Below are 22,355 nucleotides of genomic sequence, written 5' to 3'. Positions count from 1 at the left end.
TTTGTGTAGGAAAGGGAAGCAGGGAAGTACGTGAAGTCGATTCGAGTGGCTCTGGCCGCCGCCGCGGCGGGCATCGCCCTGACCGCCTGCTCCTCACCCCTGCAGGCCGGAGCCGCGGCCGTCGTGGGTGATGAGCGCATCTCGGCGGACCAGCTGAACGTCAAGGTCCAGGGATTCGAGGCCGCGCTGAAGCAGGCCAAGATCGATCCCTCTCAGCTCCCGCTGCCCATCAACCAGTTCGTTCTGCTCGGCATGACGAACGAGGCGGCGGCCCGCCAGCTGGCGGCCAAGTACCAGGTGCAGGTCAGCGAGGCGGAGGTCGACGCCGCGCTCAAGGACCCGGGCCAGCAGTCCTCGCCCGAGGTGAACCTGCTGTCCAAGGGCGTCGTCCCGACGGACGCGCGCGGCTACGTCAGGGCCGAGGTCGGGCTGAAGAAGGTCGTCGACTCGCTCGGCGGCCAGCAGAACCAGCAGGCCATGGCCAAGCTGCGGGCCGACTACGGCTCCATCAAGGTCGTCTACAGCCCCCGCTACGGCACCTTCGACCCGCAGCAGGGCTTCGTCGACACCGGCCGCTTCGGCAAGGTCGAGCCGCCCGCACAACAGCAGCAGCAGCAGCAGCCGCAGGGCTGAGCCATGCCGTTGATCGTCGTCACCACCTCGCCGCGGGTCGCGCCGGGCCTGCTGAGCCACCAGGCCTGGCAGGTGCTCCGCAGCGGCAGGGTGCTGACCGGGGCGGAGGACCACCCGCACCTGCCCTACCTGGCGGAGGCGGGCGTCGAGGTGGAGGTCGTCACCCCCGACGCGCGGCGGCTGGCCAGGCAGGCGGTCGAGGGCACCGTGGTGTGGCTGGCCGACGAGGACGAGGCCGACAACGAGCACTTCATGCGGGCTATCGGCCACGCGGCCATCGAGCTGCCCGAGCCGCCCGTCATCGAGGTCGTGCCCGGCTCCTACGACCTGCCGGGCGCCCGGGTGCTCGACCTGGTCGCGGTGATGAACCGGCTGCGCGCCGAGTGCCCGTGGGACCGCAAGCAGACCCACGAGACGCTCGTCCCCTACCTGCTCGAAGAGGCCTACGAGGTGCTCGAGACGGTCGAGCAGGGCGACTACCCGGCGCTGCGCGAGGAGCTCGGCGACGTGCTGCTGCAGGTGGCCTTCCACTCCCGGGTGGCCGAGGGATTCGACATCGACGACGTCGCCCGGGGCATCGTGGACAAGCTGATCCGCCGCCACCCGCACGTCTTCGGCAGCGTGACCGTCGAGACCGCCGACGAGGTCAACGCCAACTGGGAGGCCATCAAGGCCACCGAGCGGGCAGGCAAGGACACCTTCGACGGCGTCCCCATGGGCCAGCCCGCGCTGTCGCTGGCCGCCCAGCTGCTGCGGCGGGCCGAACGGTCCGGCGCGCCCGAGGCCCTGGCCTCGGCCGTCGGCCAGGGCGTCGCCCGCGAACTGTGGGACCTGGTCCGCCGCGCCCAGGAGGCCGGCCTCGACCTTGAGGCCGAGCTGCGCGCCGCCGCCCGCGCCTACCGTGATCGCGTCCACGCCTGGGAAATTGGCCAGCAGCCCGGTTAGGCCGCTATTTTCCCGATCTATGGACTTGCGCCCGGGTGATCCGGACAACTTAGCCGGCTACCGCTTTGTCGGCTTCCTCGGCGAGGGCGGGCAGGGCACGGTGTACGCCGGGGAGGCGCCCGACGGCGCGCGCGTGGCGGTCAAGGTGCTGCACGCCCGCTTCGCCGGTGACGCCGAGGCCGTGCGGCGCTTTCGGCGGGAGATCGACATGGCCCGCCAGGTGGCCCAGTTCTGCACCGCCAGGGTCCTGGACGCCGGGGTGGAGGGCGGCCTGCCGTACCTGGTGAGCGAGTTCGTCGACAGCGTGCCGCTGGAGCTGGCCGTTCGCGAGCGCGGGCCGCTGAAGGGCGACGACCTGACCAGGCTGGCCGTCGGGACGATGACCGCGCTGGTGGCCATCCACCGGGCCGGGATCGTGCACCGCGACTTCAAACCGAAGAACGTGCTGCTGGCCGCCGACGGGCCCCGGGTGATCGACTTCGGGATCGCCACGACGGTCGACTCGACGTCGGTGACCGGCGGGGCCGTGGTCGGCTCGCCCGCCTACATGGCGCCCGAGCAGATCCAGGGCGCCTCCGTCGGGCCCGCGGCCGACGTGTTCGGGTGGGCCGGCACCATGGTCTTCGCGGCCACCGGGAAGCCCGCCTTCGGCTCCGACTCGATCCCCGCGGTGCTGAATCGGGTGCTCAACACCGCCGCCGACCTGTCCGAGGTGCCCGAGCCGCTGCGTCCGCTGCTGGCGGCGTGCCTGCACAAGGATCCCGCCGCCAGGCCCGCGGCCGCCGACGTGCTGATGCGGCTGATGAGCGACACCCCCGGCGACACCCCCGACGGGGTGCCCGGCAAGGTGGACGGCAAGGCGCTCGAGACCCTGGCCGCCCCTCCCAGGAGCGGGAGCGCGGGGCGGGCACGGCTGGCCATCGTGGCGGCCAGCACCGCCGCGCTCGGCGCGCTGGCCGTGGCGGCGTTCGCGCTGCCGCAGGCGCCGCCGCCCGTCATGCAGCGCCTGCCCGCCGAGCGACCACTGACCGGCGCGCCCGTCTCCGCGTCCCGGCACGCCGTACCGCAGAGCCGGCCCGTCACCCGAAAGCCCACCCGGCCGCCGTCGACCAGACCCGCGACGACCAAACCCGCGACCGAGCCCGTCACCAGCGCGCCACCGTCGAGCCCGGCCACCACGAAACCGCCCACCCAGGGCTCGCCGACCGCCAAGCCGCCGCGGCGGGACCGCTTCGGGTGGGGCCTGGTGCCGCCGCTCAGGATCGGCAAGTGGAAGATCTTCGGACCGAAGTCCGTCACCGGCCTCGGCCTGGACGGCGAGCGCCGCGACGACCTGCTGCGCGTCGACCCGCTGCCGCAGGGCCCCTACCACGTCAGGGCGCAGACGACCCTGATGGGCAGCGGCAGCGCCGCCGCCGATCCCAAGTACGGCCTGCTGGTGGCCGTCAGCGGCGCCGGCGACTACGCCGAGGTCTACCTCGACGCGGGCAGCAAGGTCATGACCACGCACGCCTGGGTCGGCGGCGCCTCCTCACCGTGGCAGACCACCAAGCTGCCCGCCGGGTTCGACCCGAGGACGCCGCACTGGGTCAAGGTGGGCAGGAACGGCGACACCTTCACCTTCATCCTCGACGGCATGCCCATGCAGACCCGCACGTTCAAGCTCCCCCAGGGCGGCAGGGCCGGCCTGACGACCGTCGGCAGCCGCGTCCGCTTCGAGAACCTCAGGATCGTCTGACCCCGGCCACGAACTGCATCAACCCGGCCGTCCTGCGGCGCACGTCGGTGAAGCCGCGCTCGGCCAGCGCGGCGGTCACCTCGTCGTCGCCGAACATGCGCACCCCGCTCAGCTGACCGAACACGTCGTTGAGCGGCCCGATCCCCGGCAGCCGCCGCGTGGTCAGGATCGCCAGCCGCCCGCCGGGCCGCAGCACCCTGGCCATGCTCGCCAGCGCGTCGAAGGGCCGGTCGAACAGGTAGAGCGCGGCGAAGCACGACACGGCGTCGAAACCGCCCGCGTGGAAGGGCAGCGACACCGCGTCCGCCCTGACGAACTCCAGCCGCTCGCGGTACGGCGAGCGGGCCGTCTCCATGACCGCCTGGTCCAGCATCGTGGCCGAGGCGTCGAGCCCCACCACGAGCCCGGCGTCACCGACGGCGGGCGCCAGCTCGCGGGCCACGTTGCCGGGCCCGCAGGCCACGTCGAGCACCACGTCACCGGGGGACAGCGCCAGCAGGTCCCTGATCAGCGCCATCTCCTGCGCGGTCGAGGGCCCCAGCGGCCCCTTGGCCAGCCCGATCAGCGCCGGCCGCCACAGCCGCTCGTAGATCTGCGGCAGCGCGCTCGACCGCATCAGCCGCTGCGCGATCGAGTCGTCGCCCGGCCCCTCGGGCAGCAGGTCGAGATAGCCGTGCGTGCGGTCCGGGTCCGGCACCGGCGGCTCGAGCAGCTTTATTACCCGCTCCATGAACCCATTAGATCAAGTGGCGGGAATGAGTGTGAAATGTCAGGATCTCTAGGTTGAACGGGGGGAGATTCGTGATGCCGGAGGTGCGCGAGCTGCATCGGGCGGAGCCGCGCGAGATCGGCGGATATCGCCTGCTCGGCGGGTTGGGCGACGGCGGGCAGGGGTCGGTGTACCTGGGGGAGGCCGCCGACGGGGCCCGCGTCGCGATCAAGGTGCTGCACACCCGGCTGCTCGGCAACGACAAGGCACGCCGCCGCTTCCTGCAGGAGGGCGCGACCGCCGAGAGGGTCGCCGGGTTCTGCACCGCGCGGGTCTACGAGACCGGGTTCCTCGACGGCCGGCCGTACATCATCAGCGAGTACATCGACGGGCCGTCGCTGCACGACCTGGGGCCGCGCAGCGGGGGCGCGCTGGAACGGCTGGCGGTCGGCACGGCCACAGCGCTGGCCGCCATCCACCGGGCCGGGATCGTGCACCGCGACTTCAAGCCGAGCAACGTGCTCGTCGGGCCGGACGGGCCGCGCGTGATCGACTTCGGCATCGCCAAGGAGATGGACGTCGCCACCACCGCCAGCAGCGTGGTCGGCACCCCCGGCTACATGGCGCCCGAACAGATCGCCGGGGAGAATGCCACCGCGGCCTCGGACATGTTCAGCTGGGCCTCCACGATCGCCTTCGCCGCCACCGGCACGCCGCTGTTCGGCCGCGGCTCCATCCCCGCGGTCATGCACCGCATCCTCAACACCGAGCCGGACCTGAGCACCGTGCATGAGCCGCTGCGCTCGGTGCTCGAGGCGTGCCTGGCCAAGGACCCGGCCGCCAGGCCGTCGGCCGACGAGGTGCTGATGCGCCTGCTCGGCAGCACCAGCCCGACCGAGCAGCCGATCCCCGCCACGCGCGAACGCAGGCCGGTCCCGCGCAGGCCCGTCCCGCGCAGGCGCGGGCGGCGCGCGGGCCTGGTGGTCGCAGGCATCACGGCCGTGGTGATCGCGGGCGTGGCCGCCGGCGTCGCCTTCCGCCCGTCCAACCTCCCCTCCACGACGAGCGACTCGTACGGCAGGCCGCTCGGCGACGTGTTCGGCCCCGACATCGCCGACGTCACCGCCATGGCCATGGGCACCTACCAGGGCGCGCCCGCCGTGGCCTACGCCGACGGCACCAGCCACGCCGTCGAGGTCTGGAACCCGGCCACCGGCCAGCGGATCGCCTCACTGCCCGGCGCCGCCAGATCCCCGGTGCTGACCATGGCCATGATCACCGGGGTGAACGGCTCCACCGTCATCTGGTCGGGCGTCGACGGCACCGTGCGGCAGTGGCCGGTCGCCGACACCAGGGCGGCCGCCTTCCTGCACGTGTGCGACAAGAACGCCCGCCTGGCCGTACACGGCTCGCTCATGGCGGTCGGCTGCGCGGACGGCTCCATCAGGATCATCGACCCGAGCGGCCGCAAGAAGCCGGCCGGCGTCACCTACGTCAAGGGCGCGGTCACCGCGCTGGCCTGGGACGAGGCGGGCAGGACCATCGCCGGCACCCAGTTCGGCTACGTGGCGGTGGGCGAGCGCGGCTTCGTGGTCAAGGGCGCAGTACGGGCCGTGGCCCCGGTGTCCGACGGCCAGGTCGCGGTCACCGCAGGCAAGACCACGGCCGTCTACGACGTGTCCAACGGCAAGCTGGTACGGAAGATCTCCGGCGCCTTCCGCGGCGGCATGGGCGTGACCCACGCCAACGGCGAGACCGTGATCGCCGGCTTGGCCGACGGGCTCACTGTGTGGAGCCAGAAGGCCGGAACGCGCCTGGCCAAACTGGCCGACCCCGGCGACGGCGTGACCGGCCTGGCCGTCGGCGACGGCACCGTGGCCGCCGCGGTAGCCGGCCGCCTACGCGCCTGGAGCCTGGACAACCAGGGCTAGCCTCAACCGATAGGCTCTAGGCGCATACAGCCTTTCGACTTAGGAGCGCATTCCGTGGCTACCATCGAGGTCGTCTACGCCCGCGAGATCCTCGACTCCAGGGGTAACCCGACCGTCGAGGTCGAGGTCGTGCTGGACGACGGCAGCACCGGCCGCGCGGCGGTACCCAGCGGCGCGTCCACCGGCCAGTTCGAGGCCGTCGAACTGCGCGACGGCGACGAGCGCTACGGCGGCAAGGGCGTGGAGAAGGCCGTGCTCGCGGTGACCGACGAGATCTTCGACGAGGTCCACGGTGTCGAGGCGGAAGACCAGCGCATCATCGACCAGATCATGATCGACCTGGACGCCACGCCCAACAAGGCGAAGCTGGGCGCCAACGCCATCCTGGGCGTGTCGCTGGCCGTGGCCAAGGCCGCCGCCGACAGCGCCGACCTGCCGCTGTTCCGCTACGTGGGCGGGCCCAACGCGCACGTGCTGCCGGTGCCGATGATGAACATCCTCAACGGCGGCGCGCACGCCGACACCAACGTGGACATCCAGGAGTTCATGATCGCCCCGATCGGCGCGGAGACGTTCCGCGAGGCCGTGCGCATGGGCACCGAGGTCTACCACGCGCTGAAGAAGGTGCTGAAGGAGAAGGGCTACGCCACCGGCCTGGGCGACGAGGGCGGTTTCGCGCCCAACCTGCCCTCCAACCGTGACGCGCTCGACCTGATCCTGGTCGCCATCGAGCGGGCCGGATTCGTGCCCGGCCAGGACATCGCGCTCGCGCTCGACGTGGCCGCCTCCGAGTTCCACAACGACGGCGTCTACACCATCGACGGCAAGGGCCTCAGCGCCGAGGAGCTCATCGAGTTCTACGCCGACCTGGTCGCCTCCTACCCGCTGGTCTCCATCGAGGACCCGCTGGACGAGGAGGACTGGGAGGGCTGGAAGAAGATCACCAAGGCGCTCGGCGACAAGGTGCAGATCGTCGGCGACGACCTGTTCGTCACAAACCCCGAGCGGCTCGGCCGCGGCATCGCCGAGGGGGCCGCCAACGCGCTGCTGGTCAAGGTCAACCAGATCGGCACGCTCAGCGAGACGCTCGACGCCGTCGACCTGGCCCACCGCAACGGCTACCGGTGCATGATGAGCCACCGCTCCGGCGAGACCGAGGACACCACGATCGCCGACCTGGCCGTCGCGGTGAACTGCGGTCAGATCAAGACCGGCGCGCCCGCCCGCTCCGACCGCGTCGCCAAGTACAACCAGCTGCTGCGCATCGAGGAACTCCTCGACGACGCCGCCCGATACGCGGGTCGCGCCGCATTCCCGCGCTTCCAGCGCTAGCGTCGTCCTCCACGGAGCACGACTTAGTACGGGGGCTGGGACCTCATCCCGCCCCCGTCCTGGTCGGGGTGGTCAGGAGTCGGTAGGGCGAGACGGGAGGGGAAGCGGTGGCGAAACGACCTCAGCTGACCGGACGTGCGGCCATCCTGGCGGTCGTGGTGTGCGCGATCGCGATGAGCCTGGCCTACCCTGTGCGGGAGTACATCTCCAACCGCCGCGACCTGGCGGCGCTGCAGGAGGAGAAGGCCAGGGTCGACGCCGAGACCCGCCGCATCGCCCAGCAGGCCGAGCAGATCAAGGACCCCAACGACATCAAGCGCCGCGCCAAGGAGGAGCTGCACTACTGCGGCGCCGGCGAGAAGTGCTACGTCGTGATGGACAGCGCGCCCGAGCAGGCCAGGACGGCAGTCAAGCAGCAGGCCGCGGCCCCGCCTCCGTGGTATCAGACACTGTGGGAATCGGTGGAGGCGGCGGACAAGGGCACCGGGCACAAGGCAGGGACGCCAGTTGGAAAGTAAGGACGTCGAGGCCGTCGAGAAGCAGCTCGGACGCCCGCCGCGCGGGCTGCGCCGGGTGGCGCACCGCTGCCCGTGCGGCAACCCCGACGTGGTGGAGACGGCTCCGCGCCTGCCCGACGGCTCGCCGTTCCCCACGCTGTACTACCTGACCTGCCCCAAGGCCGCCTCGGCCATCGGCACGCTCGAGGGGTCGGGGATGATGCGCGAGATGCAGGCCCGGCTGGCCGACGATCCAGAGCTGGCCGCCGCCTACCAGGCCGCGCACGAGGACTACGTCGCCAGGCGCGACAAGGCCGCCGAGGAGGAGGGCATCGAGCCGCTCCCGGGGGGCATGCAGAGCACGGGCGGCATGCCGTACCGGGTCAAGTGCCTGCACGCGCTGGTGGCGCACGAGCTGGCCGCGCCGGGGAGCAACCCGTTCGGCAGAGAGGCGCTCGAGGCTCTTCCCGAGTGGTGGAAGGACGGACCATGCGTGTAGCCGCCGTCGACTGCGGCACCAACTCCGTGCGCCTGCTGGTCGCCGACGTCGTCGGCGACACGCTCACCGACCTCGAGCGGCGCATGGAGATCGTACGGCTGGGCCAGGGCGTCGACCGGACGGGCCGGTTGGCCCCCGACGCCCTGGAGCGCACGTTCGCGGCGATGCGCACCTACCGCAAGCTGATCGACCAGCACGGCGCGGTGGCGACCCGGGTGGTGGCCACCAGCGCGACCCGCGACGCTGAAAACCGGCAGGAGTTCGTCGACGGCGTCCGCGACATCTTCGGTGTCGAGCCCGCGGTGATCACCGGGGCCGACGAGGCGGAGCTGTCCTTCACCGGCGCCACCCGGAGCCTGACCGAGGGTGCGCCCTTCCTGGTGGTCGACATCGGCGGCGGCTCGACCGAGTTCGTGGTGGGATCCCGGCACGCCGAGGCCGCCCTGTCCGTCGACATCGGATGCGTTCGGCTGACCGAGCGCCACCTCAAGGACGCGGGCGACCCGCCCAGCGCCACCGCGCTCGAGGCCGTGGTGGCCGATATCGAGGCGGCACTCGACCTGGTGGCGCATTCGGTGCCGGTCGAACGGGCGCACACGCTCGTCGGGCTGGCGGGCTCGGTGACGACCGTGGCGGGAATCGCGCTCGGCCTTCCCGAATACGACCCGGAGCGGATTCATCACGCACGGATTTCGGCGCAGGACGTTCACGACGTTACGCGGCGATTGCTCGCGATGACCCATCGTGAGCGGGCCGAGATACCGGTGATGCACCCGGGGCGGGTGGACGTCATCGGGGCGGGTGCGTTGATTCTTGACCGCATCGTGAGAAGGTTCGCGTTTTCCCAGGTCGTGGTCAGCGAACACGACATCCTTGATGGAATTGCCTGGTCGCTCGCCTGAAAGTTCAGCAAATCCAGACATTTCCGGCCGATCACGCGTGTTGAGGGTGCAATCTGTTTTGTGATTAGGTAAAGGAGCTTTACGGGGGCTTTGCCATATCGCCGGACACGGATGGTGTCCGCGTGGCGACCGTTCCCGAGCGTCTTTTCCCTCACGGAATGGAGCACTCTCACATGAAGTCCGTTGGGTTGGCACGTAGAGCGGCGGCGTTCGGCGCCTCCTCTGCCGTGCTGGCCGCCATGGTCACGGGGCTGGTTTCCGGCCCCGCCCAGGCGGCGACCCCCGCTGCCGCGGGCAAGGCGGCTCCGGCCGCCGCCGCGGGTCAGGCGGGACACAAGCCGAAGGTCTCGATCACCGCGCCGAAGGCGTCGACCGGCGACTACCAGGGCACCTGCCCTGTGAAGGTCAACTTCTCCTCGACCATCAAGGTCGCGGTGAAGGGCAAGACCGAGCTCGCCTACCGCTGGGTCCACGGTGACGGGTCCAAGGGCAAGGTCAAGGTCGTCAAGCTCAAGGGCCACGGCAACAAGTACGTGAAGGTCAAGGAGTCCCTCACCTTCAACGGCGACGTCAAGGGCTGGGAGGCCGTCCAGGTCCTCGGTCCGCGCAAGGCCGTGTCGAAGAAGGGCTACTTCTCCGTCTCGTGCGCAAACGGTGACCACGGCGACGACAACGTCCGCGTGTGGGCCCGCGCCTGGGCCGACCCGGACTCGTACGTCGGTCCGTGCACCCCTGGCGACAAGATCGACTTCGGCGGCGTGATCAAGGTCAACCGCCCGACGTGGGTCAAGTACCGCTGGGTCCTCAACGGTGACGTCGTCGACAGCGGCACCATCAAGGTCTGGGACTCCCGCAGGGTGGACCTGGGCTACTCGCCGCGTCACAGCCAGCGTGGCTGGGCGCAGCTGGTCATCGTCGGCCCCGACGAGGGCGCGTCCAACCGGGCTGACTACAAGGTCTGGTGCAAGGACGAGTCCCCGAGCGTCAAGGTTTCCGCCACCAACCTGGTGACGGGCACCAACCACGACGGCTGCAAGGTCGGCGCCAACGCCAACATCAACAGCACCGGCGCGGCCCGCGTGAAGTACGTCTGGTCCGTCAACGGCACCCCCGTTGCCAAGGACGAGGCCGTCTTCGCCGGCGCCGGCACCAAGAACGTGGTCCTGGCGGACCAGGTTCTGGCCGGTGACGCCAAGAACGGCGGCAAGATCACGCTGTCGGTCTTCGGCCCTGACAACAACGACTCGATCACCCAGACCTACGCCGCGTGCGAGGCCAAGGCGAGCGTGTCCGCGGTTCGGGTCGTCGGCCAGCGCAACGACATGTGCAAGGACAGCCGCGGCCCGGGCGTCGACTTCTCGGCGACGCTGCACACCACCGCTTCTGCCACGGTCAAGTACCACTGGATGGTCAACGGCAAGCAGGACGGTCCGCAGCTTGAGCGCAAGGTCGACGGCGACCTGGACGTGACCTGGGGAATCGGGGGCACCCACGGGGCCTCTGAGACCTCTGGCTCGATCGAGCTCGTGATCGACAGCCCGAACTCGGCGTCCTCGGGCGCCACCGCCTTCGTGAAGACCTGCCCTCCGGTGGCCTGATCGAGGTGACCTGAGACCGGGTGGTGCCCTCGGGCGCCATCCGGTTTCTTGTTGCCGCTACTGCGCTTAGCACAGTAGTGTGCATCGCGTGGATACAAGCCAGCTCCTCAAGGGCGTGCTCGATCTGGCCGTGCTGGCGGTGCTCGACGAGCGCGACGGCTACGGCTACGACATCGTGCGCAGGCTTCGCGAGGCCGGGCTCGAGGAGGTGGGCGACGCCTCGGTGTACGGCACGCTGCGCCGCCTGTTCAAGGCCGGGGTGCTGAATTCCTATGTGGTCGCCTCCGACGAGGGGCCCCACCGCAAGTACTACGGCCTCAACGACGCGGGACGCGCGCTGTACGCCTCGTCGGCCAAGACCTGGGCCTCATTCGCCGCCACCATGGCATCGCTTCTCGAGAAGGGGAACGCGTGAAGACTGTCGAGGAGTACGCGCGAGCCGTACGGCAGGCTCTCGCCGACCATCCCGACCGGGACGAGCTGCTGGAGGACCTCGACGACCACCTGGCCGAGATCGCCGCGGAGTCCGGCCTGCCGCTGGAGGAGCGGCTCGGACCGCCGATCGCCTACGCCGCCGAGCTCGCGGCCGCTTACGGGGGCAGGCCGGAGGGCAGCAGGCGGGTGTGGGACCGCATCAGGGCCAGCGAGCGGTTCGCCGCCGTGCTGGGCTTCATGCGGCAGCTCAAGCCCGGTTGGTGGGTGCTGCGCGGCTACGCGCTGGCCATGCTGTTGCAGGTGATGCTGTTCGGGAGCGGGGTGGTGCCGTCCAATCCCGGCGAGTTCCTGACGGCCGCGGTGGGCGTGGCGGTCTCGCTGTGGATCGGCCTGCGCAGGCCCGTGCCCCTGCTGGTGCCCCTGGTCGTGGCCCTCAACGTGCTCGGCGCCGTCGCGGTGTTCGCCGGGGCCGTGCAGGCCCAGCAGTGGAAGGACCAGGCCCAGCGGCTCCGCATGCAGGAGAGCGACCTCGTGCGGCAGGTCTCCGTGGGCGACGAGGTCTACAACATCAAGCCGTACGCCAAGGACGGCAGCCCGCTGAAGGATGTCTACCTCTACGATCAGGACGGCAAGCCGATCACGGTCAACCCTGAAGACTTCGGCTACCAGGTGGACCGCTCGTGCGGCGAACCCGTGCTCAACCGCTACCCGCTGCCGCTGGTGAGTCAGGATGGAGAGGCCGCGACCGCGCCAACGGTCTGCGACGCCCAGAGCCCTGTCGCGACTCCCAGCAAGCCGGAGTGAGCATGACGTTCGTACCTCCGGGCACCGGTTGGCCCGATGACCCGGCGACCGCCGACACGCCGGTCGCCCATGACCCCGCGGACGTGCGCCGCCTCGCCGCCACCAGCAGCACCCTCGCGGAGCTCACGGCCAGGCAGTCCGTCTGCCGTGCCTGCCCCCGCCTGGTGGCCTGGCGCGAGGAGGTCGCCGAGGTGAAGCGGCGCGCGTTCGCGGACGAGACGTACTGGGGCAGGCCGGTCGCGGGCTGGGGTGACGACGAGCCGCGCGTGCTGATCGTGGGTCTGGCCCCCGCGGCGCACGGCGGCAACCGGACGGGGCGCATCTTCACCGGTGACCGCAGCGGCGACTGGCTGTTCGCCTCGCTCTACCGCACCGGCTTGGCCGTACAGGAGACCAGCACGCACGCCGGTGACGGGCAGAAGCTCGTCGGAGCGCGGGTGGCGGCGGCGGTGAGATGCGCGCCGCCGGCCAACAAGCCCACGCCGGAGGAGCGCGACGCCTGCCGCCCGTGGCTGGACCGGGAGATCGAGTTCGTGCGGCCGGGCGTCAGGGTGATCGTGGCGCTCGGCGGGTTCGCCTGGCAGGCGGTGTGGCCCGCGCTGAAGGCGGCGGGATACGAGCTGCCCCGCGCTCGGCCGGCCTTCGGCCACGGCGTGGAGGTGCCGCTGGGCGGCGGGGTCACGCTGCTCGGCTGCTACCACCCCAGCCAGCAGAACACCTTCACCGGCAGGGTCACCGCCGACATGCTCGACCGGATCTTCGCCAGGGCCCGCGAGCTGGCGGTGTGACGAGGAGCACCACCCCCGGAATAGATTTCCTGACCAACGCCTTATAACCTTGTGAATGCTTTCACAAGCACTCCACGAGGATGGGGCCTCAGGATGAACAAGAACATCCTTATCGTCGGCGGCGGATACGTCGGCCTGTACACCGCACTGCGCCTGCAGAAGAAGCTCCGGAGCCAGATGCGTTCCGGCGACGTGACCATCACCATCATCGACCCCCAGTCCTACATGACCTACCAGCCGTTCCTCCCCGAGGCGGCGGCCGGCAGCCTGTCGCCGCGGCACATGGTGGCGCCGCTGCGGCGGATCCTGCCCAAGGTGCGCATACTCAACGGCACGGTGACCAAGGTCAACCACTCCGAGCGGACCGTGACCTTCCAGCCCGCCGAGGGCGAGTCGCGCGAGGTGGCCTACGACGTGATCGTCATGGCCGTCGGCTCGATCTCGCGGACGCTGCCGATCCCCGGGCTCACCGACATCGGCATCGGCTTCAAGGAGGTCGGCGAGGCGATCGCGCTGCGCAACCGGGTGCTGCACCTGCTCGACGTGGCAGAGTCGACCGACGACCCCGAGGTGCGGCGCAGGGCGCTGACCTTCGTGTTCGTCGGCGCCGGGTTCGCGGGCGTCGAGGCGCTGGCCGAGCTCGAGGACATGGCCAGGGACTCCACGAAGTACTACCGCAACATCACCCCGGCCGACATCCGCTGGGTGCTCGTCGAGGCGAGCAACCGCATCCTGCCTGAGGTCGGGCCCGAGATGGGCAGGTGGACGCTCGAGCAGCTGCGCGAGCGCGGCATCGACGTCAGGATGGAGACCCGGCTCGAGTCGTGCGTGGGCGGCCACGTGGTGCTTTCCGACGGCGCCGAGTTCGACGCCGAGACCCTCGTCTGGACGGCGGGCGTCAAGCCCAGCCCGGTCGTCAACAGCACCGACCTGCCCGTCGACGAGCGCGGCCGGATCAAGACCACGACCATGCTGACCGTCGCCGGGGTCGACGGCGCCTTCGCCGCCGGTGACGCGGCCGGGGTGCCGGACGTGACCAACCCGGGCGAGTACTGCGCGCCCAACGCCCAGCACGCGGTCCGCCAGGCCAAGGTGCTGGCCGACAACATCATCCACTACCTGCGCGGGGAGCAACTGGTCGACTACCGCCACAAGTACGTCGGATCGGTCGCCGGTCTCGGCCTGCACCAGGGCGTGGCCAACGTCTACGGTGTGAAGCTGCGCGGTTTCCCTGCGTGGTTCATGCACCGCACCTACCATCTGTCGCGGGTGCCGACGCTGAATCGCAAGGTCCGCGTCGTCGTCGACTGGACACTCGCGCTCTTCTTCAAGCGGGAGACGATCTCGCTTGGCGAGATGGAACACCCCCGCGACGAATTCAGGGCCGCGGTGGCGGCGAACCGCCGCTAGTTCGAGTACGGCAAGCGCCCCGGTGCACACGCATCGGGGCGCTTTCGGCACCCGTGGACTCTTTGGCGAGGAGGGGGATCCAAGGGTGGGGCTATCGGCGGTGACCGTGCTCGGCGTGGACAGGCCGGGCGTGATAGCCACGGTCGCCGGTGTGCTGGCCGATTGCGGCGTCAACATCCAGGACTCGACGATGACGCTGCTCGGCGGCCACGTCGCGATGATGCTGCTGGTCAACGGCGATCTGGACGCCGACGAGCTCACCAAGCGGCTGTGCGCGCCCGACCTGGTGATCACGGCCGCGGCCGTCGAGGCGCGGCGCTACTTCGGCTGCCTGGCCGGCGGCCTGGGCTACGTGCTCACCGTGCACGGGCCCGACAGGCCCGGCATCATCTCGGCCATCAGCGCCGCGCTGGCCTCGGTGGGCGGCAACATCACCGGCATGAGCACCCGGCTGACCGGCCGCCTGTACGTGCTCATCGCCGACGTCGAGCTGCCCGAGGAGGTCGACGTGGCCGACCTCATGCGCCACCTGGCCGCCGTCGGCGCCGGGCTCGACTCGGAGATAACCTTCCGTCCCGTCGAACCGGACCTGCTGTGAGCGTCGGCACCGCGCGTGAGGTGCTGGGCGCGCCGCATCCCGTCCTGTCCGCCTCCGCCGACGAGGTCGATCCCACCGCGCCCGAGGTGGTGTCGGCCGCCGCCGACCTGCTGGCCACGTTGCGCCACCAGCCGGGTACCGCCGGCCTGGCGGCCCCCCAGATCGGGCTGAGCTGGCGCCTGATCGCCTTCGACGCCGGGCGGCACCCCCGCAGCCGTTCCTGGGCCGGGGAGCTCGTCGTGGTCAATCCACGCCTCGCGCAGGCCTCCCGCTGGGAGGGCGGCCGCGAGCGCTGCGCCTCCGTCGCCGGCCTCTCAGCGGACGTACGGCGGGCCACCCGCATCACCGTACTTGGGCGTTTGCCAGGAAGCGGAGATCGCGTCACCATCGAGGCTGATGCCTTCGAAGCTAGGTGTATTCAGCACCAACTGGACCATCTGGACGGAGTTCTCTTCCTGGACAGAGTGGCAGGAGCACAGTCACTTCACCGCAGATCTGACATGTGTGACGGCTGATGCGAAGTTGTGCTCCTCGGATGGATGGTCCGTTTCGTATGATTGCGGCGCCCCCGTAGCCCAAAGGCAGAGGCAAACCCCTTAAAAGGGTTGTAGTGCGGGTTCGAGTCCCGCCGGGGGCACCGGCATCTACCTCGGGAAACTCCGCATTTTACGGAGAACTTATGCCCCTCGGCAGCGGTCAGTGACGGCGTGACCGCAATTACGCACCCTGTCTACTATGCGTCACCGGCGGTGACCTTGGGGAACTTCGCCGGGTGCGCGTTCGTTGGGATCTCTGGTGTACACGGTGACGGCCCTCCCATAGGCTCGTCCCTCAGGAGGCAGCGATGGAGAGCAAGAACCCCGTATTCAGCCGGTCTCGCGGAGGCCAGGTAGGGGGCTGGGCGGCGCAGGCGCCGAGCCCTGAGCACCTGCAGAACATGTACGACGTCCCGTCGTACGCCCCTCCGGCGCCTGCCTACCGGGCGATGACGATCGACGACGTCGTGGTGCGCGGGTTCATGACCCTGGGCACGCTGGTCCTGGGCGCTGCCGCCGCGTGGTACTTCAACGTTCCGGTCGGCGCGGCCGTGGCCTCGGCCATGGTCGCTCTGGTCCTCGGCCTGATCGCCTCGTTCAAGCAGAGCACCAGCCCGGCGTTGATCCTCGGCTACGCGCTCTTCGAAGGGGTCTTCCTCGGCACGATCAGCCACCTGTACGAGTCCGTCTACAACGGCATCGTGCTCCAGGCGATCCTCGGCACGGCGTTCGCCTTCGGCGGCGTGCTGACGGTCTATGCGCTGCGCGTCGTGCGGGTCACACCGAAGTTCACCAAGTTCGTGATCGCCGCCGCGATCTCCGCCCTCGGCCTCATGCTGGTCAACTGGATCGTCAGCTTCTTCGTCGTCGGCGGGCTCGGGCTGCGCACCGACGGCCCGCTCGGGTGGATCTTCAGCGTGGCCATGATCCTGGTCGGCTGTTTCTTCCTGCTGCTCGACTTCGACGCCGTCGAGCAGGGCGTCAAGCAGGGCGCCCCGGAGAAGTTCGCCTGGCAGTGCGCCTTCGGCTTGACGCTGAGCCTGGTGTGGATCTACCTCGAGGTCCTGCGGTTCATCAGCTATTTCACCAGCAACGACTGACTGTTCATCCTCCAGAAGGCCCTGCTGACCGGCGGGGCCTTCTCGCTGTGCGACGGAAGATCTACGCCTCGTCACGAATTTGGGGGTTGCCTTTCCGGAACTCGTGTTGCAGTGTCGAGCAAAGGACCTTATCCGTGGAGGTGCCCATGTCCTTGAACCACTCACCGGAGACGCAGACAAAGCTCATCGCAAGGGTCCCAACCGTAACGGGACGCGCACTCCCCGAGTGGTTCCAAGCCATCGAAAACGGCCCGGCTTTCCTCAGATGTGACGAGCGGGCCAACTGGCTTGCCGACGAGCACGGGCTGTCCCACGGCTACGCCGCCGCGATCGTGCTCGAGCACGAGCGGCACCGCCGTAACCGCTCGGGCTCGCTGTAGAGCCCAGTCCAACCCCCGCGCCCGTGCCACAGGTACGGGCGCGCGATCATTGAGGGATGGATTTCGACAAAGCCCGCGAGTTCCTCCGCACGAACCACCGTGCCGTCCTGCTCACCAGACATCGCGATGGGCGCCCGCAGATGTCGCCGGTGACGGTCGGGGTGGACTCGGAGGGGTACGCGGTGATCAGCACACGCGAGACCGCCGCGAAGACGCGCAACGTGCTGCGCGACCCGTCCGTGTCGGTCTGCGTGATGAACGACGGCTTCTACGGCGGGTGGATCCAGATCGACGGCACCGCCGAGGTGATCCACCTTCCCGAGGCGATGGACCACCTCGTCGCGTACTACCGCGATATTTCGGGAGAACACCCGGATTGGGATGACTACCGCGCCGCCATGCTCCGCGACCGCCGCGTCATCCTCCGCATCCACCTCACCCACGCAGGCCCCGACCGCCACGGGTGATCATCCTGGCGTTGTACGGCGAGGCCGCCGCCACCGGCCGCCCGCCGTCGTGCGCCGACGACCCGCGACCGGCGCTTCCGGCGAGTCGATGACGCATTCTCGCCGCCACGGCGCTACGTAACCCGCCTTCCGCGGTCCTCGGGTCGCTCGCCGTCGCGTTAGCTACCCGCGTGCCACGGTTCCGGGTTGCTCGCCGTGGAGAGCGGCGGCGTCGACGGCGTGACGGAGCAGGTCACCTTCCAGTTCGGGGTGGTCATCCAGGCGCCGCGGCTGGGTCCCGGCGGGTGGGTCGCGCTCTACCAGGGCAACTCGGTCCACCTGAACGACAGCATGTACGTGGCCTGGGGCGGCAACAGCCGGGTCACCGACTCCGCGATCACGGTGGGCTGGTGGACGAACGACCTCACCAAGGAGCCCTACCGGGAGCTGGCGGCATCCAAGGCGCACCGAGCTCGATCGCACCACGACGGTGTGGGGCTCCGCAAAACCCTGGCCCCCTCCCAGTGCAGCGGCTGGAGCCCCCCGGTAACCCTCCGCTGGCCCCCCACCCCCAGCTCCGCTCCCGGCAACTAACCACCCACCCGGCCAGGCGCCGGGTCGGCGGGACAGGGTACGGCGAAGGTCGGCGCCCGGTACGGCGAGCGACGGGGACCGTGGCACGCGGGTAACCGGGCCGACGGCGAGTAACCGGAAGGCCGCGGGAGGTGGGTTACGAAGCGTCGTGACGGCGAGAAAGTGGCACCGACTCGCCGGAAGCGCCGGTCGCGGGTCCTCAGCCGAGGTATGGCGGGCGGCCGGTGGGGCGGCTTGCCGTACAAGAGCAGACCAAAGATCGAGTACGGCGGGCGGCCGGTTGCGGCGGCCCGCCGTACAAACGCGCAAAGCAGCTAGGAAGGTACGGCGGGCGGCGGCCCGCCGTACAAGCGGGCAAGACAGCTAGGCGAGGCGCTCGAGGAGCATTGCCATGCCCTGGCCGCCGCCGACGCACATCGTTTCGAGGCCGATCGACTTGTCGTGGTGCTGGAGGCTGTTGATCAGCGTGGACGTGATGCGTGCCCCCGTCATCCCGAACGGGTGCCCGACCGCGATCGCGCCGCCGTTGATGTTGAGGCGGTCGAGGTCGATGCCGAGGTCCCGGTAGGAGGGGATGACCTGCGCCGCGAAGGCCTCGTTGATCTCGACGAGGTCGACGTCGTCGATGGCCATGCCCGCCCGCGACAGCGCCATCTTGGACGCCTCCACCGGCCCAAGGCCCATGATCTCGGGGGACAGGCCGGTGACGCCGGTCGAGACGATGCGCGCCAGCGGGGTGATACCGAGCTCGGCGGCCTTGGTGTCGCTCATCACGATGACCGCGGCGGCGCCGTCGTTGAGCGGGCAGCAGTTGCCGGCCGTGACCGTGCCGTCGGGGCGGAAGACGGGCTTGAGCGCGCTGACCGCCTCGTAGGTGGTGCCGGCGCGCGGCCCGTCGTCCTTGCTGACGACCGTGCCGTCGGGGAGCGTGACCGGGGTGATGTCCTTCTGCCAGAACCCGTCGGCGATGGCCTTCTCGGCCAGGTTCTGCGACCGGACGCCGAACTCGTCCTGCTCCTGGCGGGTGACGCCCTTGAGCTGGGCGAGGTTCTCGGCCGTCTGGCCCATCGCGATGTAGATGTCGGGGGCGTCGCCGTCCTGGCGCGGGTCGTGCCAGGTCCTGCCGCCCTCGCCGAAGGTCTTGGTGCGGGCGATGGCGTCGTGGAAGATCGGGTTCTGCGTGTCGGGCAGCGAGTCGGAGTTGCCCTTGACGAAGCGCGACACGGTCTCGACGCCGGCCGAGACGAACACGTCGCCCTCGCCCGCCTTGATCGCGTGGAAGGCCATCCGCGTGGTCTGGAGCGAGGAGGAGCAGTAGCGGGTGATCGTGGTGCCGGGCACGTTGTCCAGCCCGAGCATCACCGAGATCACCCGGGCCATGTTGAAGCCCTGCTCGCCGCCGGGAAGGCCGCAGCCCAGCATGATGTCGTCGATCGTCGCCGGGTCGAGCTGCGGCACCTTGGCCAGGGCCGCCTTGATCATCTGCACTGTGAGTTCGTCGGGCCGGATCTCCTTGAGCGAGCCCTTGAACGCTCGGCCGATGGGCGAGCGAGCGGTCGCGACGATGACTGCCTCGGGCATGTGGCCCCTCCTTGTCTCAGCACTATCCAGAACTATATTCCGCGTCCGCGCGAGGCCGCTTGCCGCCCCATACTCGGAAGGAGTAGCTTGGCTAGCAGTTTCAGTCAGAGCTGAAATTAGCGAAACGAGGATCGCATGGAACACATCCACTTCCCCAGCCTGGGCACCCGGTGCGCGGGAGACCTCTACCTGCCCGAGAACGCCGATGGCCCGGTGCCGGGCGTGGTGCTCGGGCACAGCGGCGTCATGGTCAAGGAGGCGCTGGCCGACTTCGCCCCCTCGCTGGCCGAGGCCGGGTTCGCCGCGCTGGCCGTCGACTACCGCACCGTCGGCTCGAGCGAGGGCGAGCCGCGGGGTCAGCTCTATCCGGAACGGCAGGCCGAGGACCTGCGCGCGGCGGTTTCCTACCTGCGTACCCGCCCCGAGATCGACCCCGACAGGATCGGGCTGTGGGGGGTCAGCCTGGGCGGCATGGTCGCCATCCAGGCCGCCGTCTTCGACCGGCGCGTCAAGGCCGTGGTCGCCCACAGCCCGAGCATCGGCGACGGATGGCGCTACACGCTGCGGTCCCGCGGGCAGATCGGCTTCAAGGGCCTGCGGGACGCGCTGGAGGGGGACTGGGAGGCCCGCGTCGAGAAGGGGGAGAGCGCGCGGGTGCCCTTCCTCGCGCTCGAGCACGAGGAGGCGCGCAAGTCGCAGGAGCGGGCCTCCGCGCGGTATCCGACGTGGCGTAACGAGATCACGCTCGACTCGCTGGAGCACCTGCTCATGTTCGCTCCTGAGAACCTGGTCGAGCGCCTGGCGCCCACACCGCTGCTGATGATCGCCAACGGCGGTTACGACCCCTACCACTCCCTCGACGAGGCGCAGAGCGTCTACCGCAGCGCCGGAGAACCCAAGAGGATGGAGGTGCTGCCCTACGATGTGCTCGGGCTGTACACAGGGGAAGGTCTGAAGGAAGCCATGGGGCTGGCGGTCGACTGGTTCGACCGGTATCTCCGCAAGGCCCGTCTTGCCACCACCACGCCCGCACCAACCAGCTAGCCGAAGGAAGGCCGGGACCGCCAGTGGCCGAGGGAGACATCGACCAGACGCTGCGCTGGGTCGAGCGCGTGGCGGCGTTCTGCGTCGAGGAGTGGGGGCTCGCGCCGATCACCGGGCGCATCATGGGCTGGCTGATGATCTGTGACCCGGCCGAGCAGTCGGCGGGCGAGATCGCCGAGGCGATCGGCGCCAGCCGGGCCTCGCTCACCTCCAACATCCGGCTGCTGACGGCCATCGGCCTGATCCGCCGGCAGAGCAGGCCGGGCGAGCGCACGGCCTACTTCCGCATCGAGGACGACGCCTGGGATCGGGTCGTCCGGCGCAAGCTCGCCGCCCTGGGGCTCTTCGACGAGATCGCCGAGGAGGGGCTGGAGCTGGCCGGAGGCGACCCGTCCAGGGCCAAGCGCATCCAGACCGCGCGCGCCGCGATGGCCTGGCTGGCCAGCGTGACCAGCGAACCTAAGCACGGCTGAAAGTCAGCCGTACATTCCGGGCTGGGTGGATGTCCGGTCGTTGACGCCGTGCACGGCGCCCTTCTCGTCGCGCCACAGACGCCAGCCGTTCTGACTGCCGGTGAACCAGTCGGGCGGGGCCGAGGCGTCGTTGATGCGCTTGCCGGTGGCCAGGTCGTACTGGCACAGCGCGGCGATGGAGTAGAAGCCGGGCGCCTGGGAGCGCAGCGGCAGCGGCTTGGGGTCGGTCACGCAGAAGGACCAGCCGTGCTGGTCGTCCACCGAGACGGCGCGGCCGGAACCCAGGTCGAAGGCGGTGCCCTTGGTGTTGTGCTTGAGGAAGCCGAGCTTGTCCATCTGCTCGGGGAAGGCCAGCCACCAGCCGGAGCCCGGTACCTGGGAGGCGGTGATCTGCCCGACCACGCGCCCGCTCTCGGAGTCGAGCCGGGCGAAGCCGCCATAGGAGCCCTGCTGGTCGACGGGCCGCACGACGGGGGCGTAGCCGGGGCTGCCGCTGGGGTAGACCCGCACCACCGAGGGCCGCATCCAGTTGATCGTGCCGTCGGAGATCTTGATGGAGAACAGGCCGAACGTGGAGACCTGTTTGGTCTGCGGGTTGGTGTAGGGGGCGATGTAGCCGATCAGGTTGTCGCCGGTGGCGCCGAAGGCCCAGCCGCCCGACAGGTCGATGCCGGGGCCGAGCGCCTGGCTGATGGGCTGCTGCCACTGCAGCTTGCCGGACTTGAGCTCGTAGGACTCCACCATCGGGTTGGAGGCCAGGCGCAGCATCAGCACTCGGGTGGGGTCGGACCACTCGACCTCGGCGATGCCCGGCAGCTTCCACATGGTCTTGCCGGTGTCGGGGTCGAGGACGACCACGCGGGCCGACGACAGCGCGGTGTGCTCCGACAGGCACACGTAGGGTCCGCAGCGCTGCGGTCCGAACGTCGAGTTCACCGGCCGGGTCCACTTCTGCTGCCCTGAGCGGGCGTCGCGGGCGATCAGCGTCGCGTTCCACCGGCCCTTCTTGGCCGGGTCGACGGCGACGACGACGGCCTTGTCCTTGCCTGTCTCGACGATGGCGGGCGCGGAGACGCCCATGCCGGGCAGCCGCCCCGCCATCGTGGCGGGGTAGGCCCACAGCTTCTTGCCGTCGGCCAGGCTCAGCGCGACGGTCTCGAGCGTGCCGTCGGGCTTCATGGAGGTGGCGGTGACCACGCCGCCTGCGGTGGTCATGCGGCTGACCGCGTTGACCTCGGTGTTCTGCCACGCCGGGAACTTCGCCGTGGCGGCGTCGCTGCCGGAACAGCCTGCTAGAGCCAGGATCCCGGCCGCAGCGAGGGCCGGTGTCGCGAGGGGCCGGAGCACGGGCATTCCACTCCAATGTGGGATGGGCGTGACGG

At 70.1% G+C, this 22,355-nt stretch carries 24 protein-coding genes and 1 tRNA gene; 22 read left to right on the top strand and 3 right to left on the bottom strand.

All coding sequences use genetic code 11. The annotated features are described in order from the left end of the window. Positions 1-30: 30 nt before the first annotated feature. Genes ACIBHX_RS22450 through ACIBHX_RS22440 form a run of 3 tightly spaced genes read left to right on the top strand, consistent with a single transcriptional unit; the run spans position 31 to position 3,316 of the window. On the top strand, positions 31-633 hold the full coding sequence (locus tag ACIBHX_RS22450) for a SurA N-terminal domain-containing protein (protein WP_397069111.1): 603 nt from the start codon (positions 31-33) through the stop codon (positions 631-633). Between the two features lie 3 nt (positions 634-636). Continuing rightward, positions 637-1,578 carry a MazG family protein gene (locus ACIBHX_RS22445; protein ID WP_397069110.1) on the top strand — a complete coding sequence of 314 codons (942 nt, stop codon included), beginning with the start codon at positions 637-639 and terminating at the stop codon, positions 1,576-1,578. A 19-nt stretch (positions 1,579-1,597) separates the two neighbouring features. Next, positions 1,598-3,316: a protein kinase gene (locus ACIBHX_RS22440; RefSeq protein WP_397069109.1), complete on the top strand. Its 1,719-nt coding sequence runs from the start codon at positions 1,598-1,600 to the stop codon at positions 3,314-3,316. Here the strand turns inward: ACIBHX_RS22440 and ACIBHX_RS22435 are convergent. Then, positions 3,303-4,046, bottom strand: coding sequence for a methyltransferase domain-containing protein (locus tag ACIBHX_RS22435; protein WP_397069108.1), 744 nt, complete (start codon positions 4,044-4,046; stop codon positions 3,303-3,305). The two genes, ACIBHX_RS22440 and ACIBHX_RS22435, sit on opposite strands and share 14 nt — an antisense overlap. Before the next feature lie 74 nt (positions 4,047-4,120). On the opposite strand from ACIBHX_RS22435, the gene ACIBHX_RS22430 reads away from it, so the two are divergent. From ACIBHX_RS22430 to ACIBHX_RS22350, 17 genes are all read left to right on the top strand, one after another. Next, positions 4,121-5,956 carry a WD40 repeat domain-containing serine/threonine protein kinase gene (locus tag ACIBHX_RS22430; RefSeq protein ID WP_397069107.1) on the top strand — a complete coding sequence of 612 codons (1,836 nt, stop codon included), beginning with the start codon at positions 4,121-4,123 and terminating at the stop codon, positions 5,954-5,956. A gap of 54 nt (positions 5,957-6,010) precedes the next feature. After that, positions 6,011-7,288, top strand: a complete 1,278-nt coding sequence (gene eno / locus ACIBHX_RS22425; RefSeq protein ID WP_397069106.1) for a phosphopyruvate hydratase — start codon at positions 6,011-6,013, stop codon at positions 7,286-7,288. 107 nt (positions 7,289-7,395) lie between these two features. After that, positions 7,396-7,806, top strand: a complete 411-nt coding sequence (locus ACIBHX_RS22420) for a septum formation initiator family protein (RefSeq protein WP_397069105.1) — start codon at positions 7,396-7,398, stop codon at positions 7,804-7,806. Beyond that, positions 7,796-8,284, top strand: a complete 489-nt coding sequence (locus tag ACIBHX_RS22415; RefSeq protein ID WP_397069104.1) for a DUF501 domain-containing protein — start codon at positions 7,796-7,798, stop codon at positions 8,282-8,284. The genes ACIBHX_RS22420 and ACIBHX_RS22415 overlap by 11 nt, the downstream gene beginning before the upstream one ends. After that, the gene (locus ACIBHX_RS22410) at positions 8,275-9,186 is read left to right on the top strand and encodes an exopolyphosphatase (RefSeq protein ID WP_397069103.1); all 912 of its coding nucleotides are present in this window, start codon (positions 8,275-8,277) and stop codon (positions 9,184-9,186) included. The genes ACIBHX_RS22415 and ACIBHX_RS22410 overlap by 10 nt, the downstream gene beginning before the upstream one ends. 173 nt (positions 9,187-9,359) lie before the next feature. Continuing rightward, the gene (locus ACIBHX_RS22405; RefSeq protein ID WP_397069102.1) at positions 9,360-10,784 is read left to right on the top strand and encodes a hypothetical protein; all 1,425 of its coding nucleotides are present in this window, start codon (positions 9,360-9,362) and stop codon (positions 10,782-10,784) included. A gap of 88 nt (positions 10,785-10,872) precedes the next feature. Next, positions 10,873-11,199, top strand: coding sequence for a PadR family transcriptional regulator (locus tag ACIBHX_RS22400; protein ID WP_397069101.1), 327 nt, complete (start codon positions 10,873-10,875; stop codon positions 11,197-11,199). After that, positions 11,196-12,023: a hypothetical protein gene (locus ACIBHX_RS22395; protein ID WP_397069100.1), complete on the top strand. Its 828-nt coding sequence runs from the start codon at positions 11,196-11,198 to the stop codon at positions 12,021-12,023. The genes ACIBHX_RS22400 and ACIBHX_RS22395 overlap by 4 nt, the downstream gene beginning before the upstream one ends. Positions 12,024-12,025: 2 nt before the next feature. Further along, positions 12,026-12,811 (top strand): uracil-DNA glycosylase, encoded by a 786-nt coding sequence (locus tag ACIBHX_RS22390; protein ID WP_397069099.1) that lies wholly within the window; start codon positions 12,026-12,028, stop codon positions 12,809-12,811. Between the two features lie 93 nt (positions 12,812-12,904). Continuing rightward, positions 12,905-14,221: an NAD(P)/FAD-dependent oxidoreductase gene (locus tag ACIBHX_RS22385; protein WP_397069098.1), complete on the top strand. Its 1,317-nt coding sequence runs from the start codon at positions 12,905-12,907 to the stop codon at positions 14,219-14,221. An 85-nt stretch (positions 14,222-14,306) separates the two neighbouring features. After that, complete coding sequence (locus ACIBHX_RS22380) at positions 14,307-14,819, top strand: glycine cleavage system protein R (protein WP_397069097.1); 513 nt, start codon at positions 14,307-14,309, stop codon at positions 14,817-14,819. Continuing rightward, on the top strand, positions 14,816-15,334 hold the full coding sequence (locus ACIBHX_RS22375) for a peptide deformylase (protein ID WP_397069096.1): 519 nt from the start codon (positions 14,816-14,818) through the stop codon (positions 15,332-15,334). Before ACIBHX_RS22380 ends, ACIBHX_RS22375 begins: the two co-directional genes overlap by 4 nt. Positions 15,335-15,383: 49 nt before the next feature. Continuing rightward, positions 15,384-15,456 (top strand) — tRNA-Leu (locus tag ACIBHX_RS22370). A gap of 207 nt (positions 15,457-15,663) precedes the next feature. Then, a complete protein-coding gene (locus ACIBHX_RS22365; RefSeq protein WP_397069095.1) occupies positions 15,664-16,455 on the top strand; it encodes a Bax inhibitor-1/YccA family protein in 792 nt (263 codons plus the stop codon). A 146-nt stretch (positions 16,456-16,601) separates the two neighbouring features. Next, complete coding sequence (locus ACIBHX_RS22360; RefSeq protein WP_397069093.1) at positions 16,602-16,835, top strand: DUF4287 domain-containing protein; 234 nt, start codon at positions 16,602-16,604, stop codon at positions 16,833-16,835. A 56-nt stretch (positions 16,836-16,891) separates the two neighbouring features. Next, on the top strand, positions 16,892-17,302 hold the full coding sequence (locus tag ACIBHX_RS22355) for a PPOX class F420-dependent oxidoreductase (RefSeq protein ID WP_397069092.1): 411 nt from the start codon (positions 16,892-16,894) through the stop codon (positions 17,300-17,302). A 186-nt stretch (positions 17,303-17,488) separates the two neighbouring features. Then, the gene (locus ACIBHX_RS22350; protein ID WP_397069091.1) at positions 17,489-17,875 is read left to right on the top strand and encodes a hypothetical protein; all 387 of its coding nucleotides are present in this window, start codon (positions 17,489-17,491) and stop codon (positions 17,873-17,875) included. Between the two features lie 363 nt (positions 17,876-18,238). On the opposite strand, the gene ACIBHX_RS22345 is transcribed toward ACIBHX_RS22350, so the two are convergent. Then, entirely contained in the window at positions 18,239-19,456 is a 1,218-nt protein-coding gene (locus tag ACIBHX_RS22345) for an acetyl-CoA C-acetyltransferase (RefSeq protein WP_397069090.1), read from the bottom strand. 135 nt (positions 19,457-19,591) lie between these two features. Between ACIBHX_RS22345 and ACIBHX_RS22340 the strand changes: the two genes are divergently transcribed. Together ACIBHX_RS22340 and ACIBHX_RS22335 are read left to right on the top strand one after the other, a co-directional pair. Beyond that, positions 19,592-20,500 carry an alpha/beta hydrolase gene (locus ACIBHX_RS22340; protein WP_397069089.1) on the top strand — a complete coding sequence of 303 codons (909 nt, stop codon included), beginning with the start codon at positions 19,592-19,594 and terminating at the stop codon, positions 20,498-20,500. Positions 20,501-20,523: 23 nt separating this feature from the next. Next, a complete protein-coding gene (locus tag ACIBHX_RS22335) occupies positions 20,524-20,973 on the top strand; it encodes a GbsR/MarR family transcriptional regulator (protein ID WP_397069088.1) in 450 nt (149 codons plus the stop codon). Between the two features lie 3 nt (positions 20,974-20,976). On the opposite strand, the gene ACIBHX_RS22330 is transcribed toward ACIBHX_RS22335, so the two are convergent. Further along, positions 20,977-22,326: a PQQ-binding-like beta-propeller repeat protein gene (locus tag ACIBHX_RS22330; protein ID WP_397069087.1), complete on the bottom strand. Its 1,350-nt coding sequence runs from the start codon at positions 22,324-22,326 to the stop codon at positions 20,977-20,979. Positions 22,327-22,355: the final 29 nt, after the last annotated feature.

The organism is Nonomuraea sp. NPDC050536, from assembly GCF_044457685.1.
Lineage (GTDB): Bacteria > Actinomycetota > Actinomycetes > Streptosporangiales > Streptosporangiaceae > Nonomuraea.
This window is presented reverse-complemented; position numbering and strand designations above follow the sequence as displayed.

Excerpts from the sequence above, each read along its gene's own strand:
- ACIBHX_RS22445 (WP_397069110.1), top strand. The coding sequence starts at position 637 with ATGCCGTTGATCGTCGTCACCACCTCGCCGCGGGTCGCGCCGGGCCTG.
- ACIBHX_RS22440 (WP_397069109.1), top strand. The coding sequence starts at position 1,598 with ATGGACTTGCGCCCGGGTGATCCGGACAACTTAGCCGGCTACCGCTTT.
- ACIBHX_RS22435 (WP_397069108.1), bottom strand. The coding sequence starts at position 4,046 with ATGGAGCGGGTAATAAAGCTGCTCGAGCCGCCGGTGCCGGACCCGGAC.
- ACIBHX_RS22430 (WP_397069107.1), top strand. The coding sequence starts at position 4,121 with ATGCCGGAGGTGCGCGAGCTGCATCGGGCGGAGCCGCGCGAGATCGGC.
- ACIBHX_RS22410 (WP_397069103.1), top strand. The coding sequence starts at position 8,275 with ATGCGTGTAGCCGCCGTCGACTGCGGCACCAACTCCGTGCGCCTGCTG.
- ACIBHX_RS22405 (WP_397069102.1), top strand. The coding sequence starts at position 9,360 with ATGAAGTCCGTTGGGTTGGCACGTAGAGCGGCGGCGTTCGGCGCCTCC.
- ACIBHX_RS22390 (WP_397069099.1), top strand. The coding sequence starts at position 12,026 with ATGACGTTCGTACCTCCGGGCACCGGTTGGCCCGATGACCCGGCGACC.
- ACIBHX_RS22385 (WP_397069098.1), top strand. The coding sequence starts at position 12,905 with ATGAACAAGAACATCCTTATCGTCGGCGGCGGATACGTCGGCCTGTAC.
- ACIBHX_RS22365 (WP_397069095.1), top strand. The coding sequence starts at position 15,664 with ATGGAGAGCAAGAACCCCGTATTCAGCCGGTCTCGCGGAGGCCAGGTA.
- ACIBHX_RS22360 (WP_397069093.1), top strand. The coding sequence starts at position 16,602 with ATGTCCTTGAACCACTCACCGGAGACGCAGACAAAGCTCATCGCAAGG.
- ACIBHX_RS22355 (WP_397069092.1), top strand. The coding sequence starts at position 16,892 with ATGGATTTCGACAAAGCCCGCGAGTTCCTCCGCACGAACCACCGTGCC.
- ACIBHX_RS22345 (WP_397069090.1), bottom strand. The coding sequence starts at position 19,456 with ATGCCCGAGGCAGTCATCGTCGCGACCGCTCGCTCGCCCATCGGCCGA.
- ACIBHX_RS22340 (WP_397069089.1), top strand. The coding sequence starts at position 19,592 with ATGGAACACATCCACTTCCCCAGCCTGGGCACCCGGTGCGCGGGAGAC.
- ACIBHX_RS22330 (WP_397069087.1), bottom strand. The coding sequence starts at position 22,326 with ATGCCCGTGCTCCGGCCCCTCGCGACACCGGCCCTCGCTGCGGCCGGG.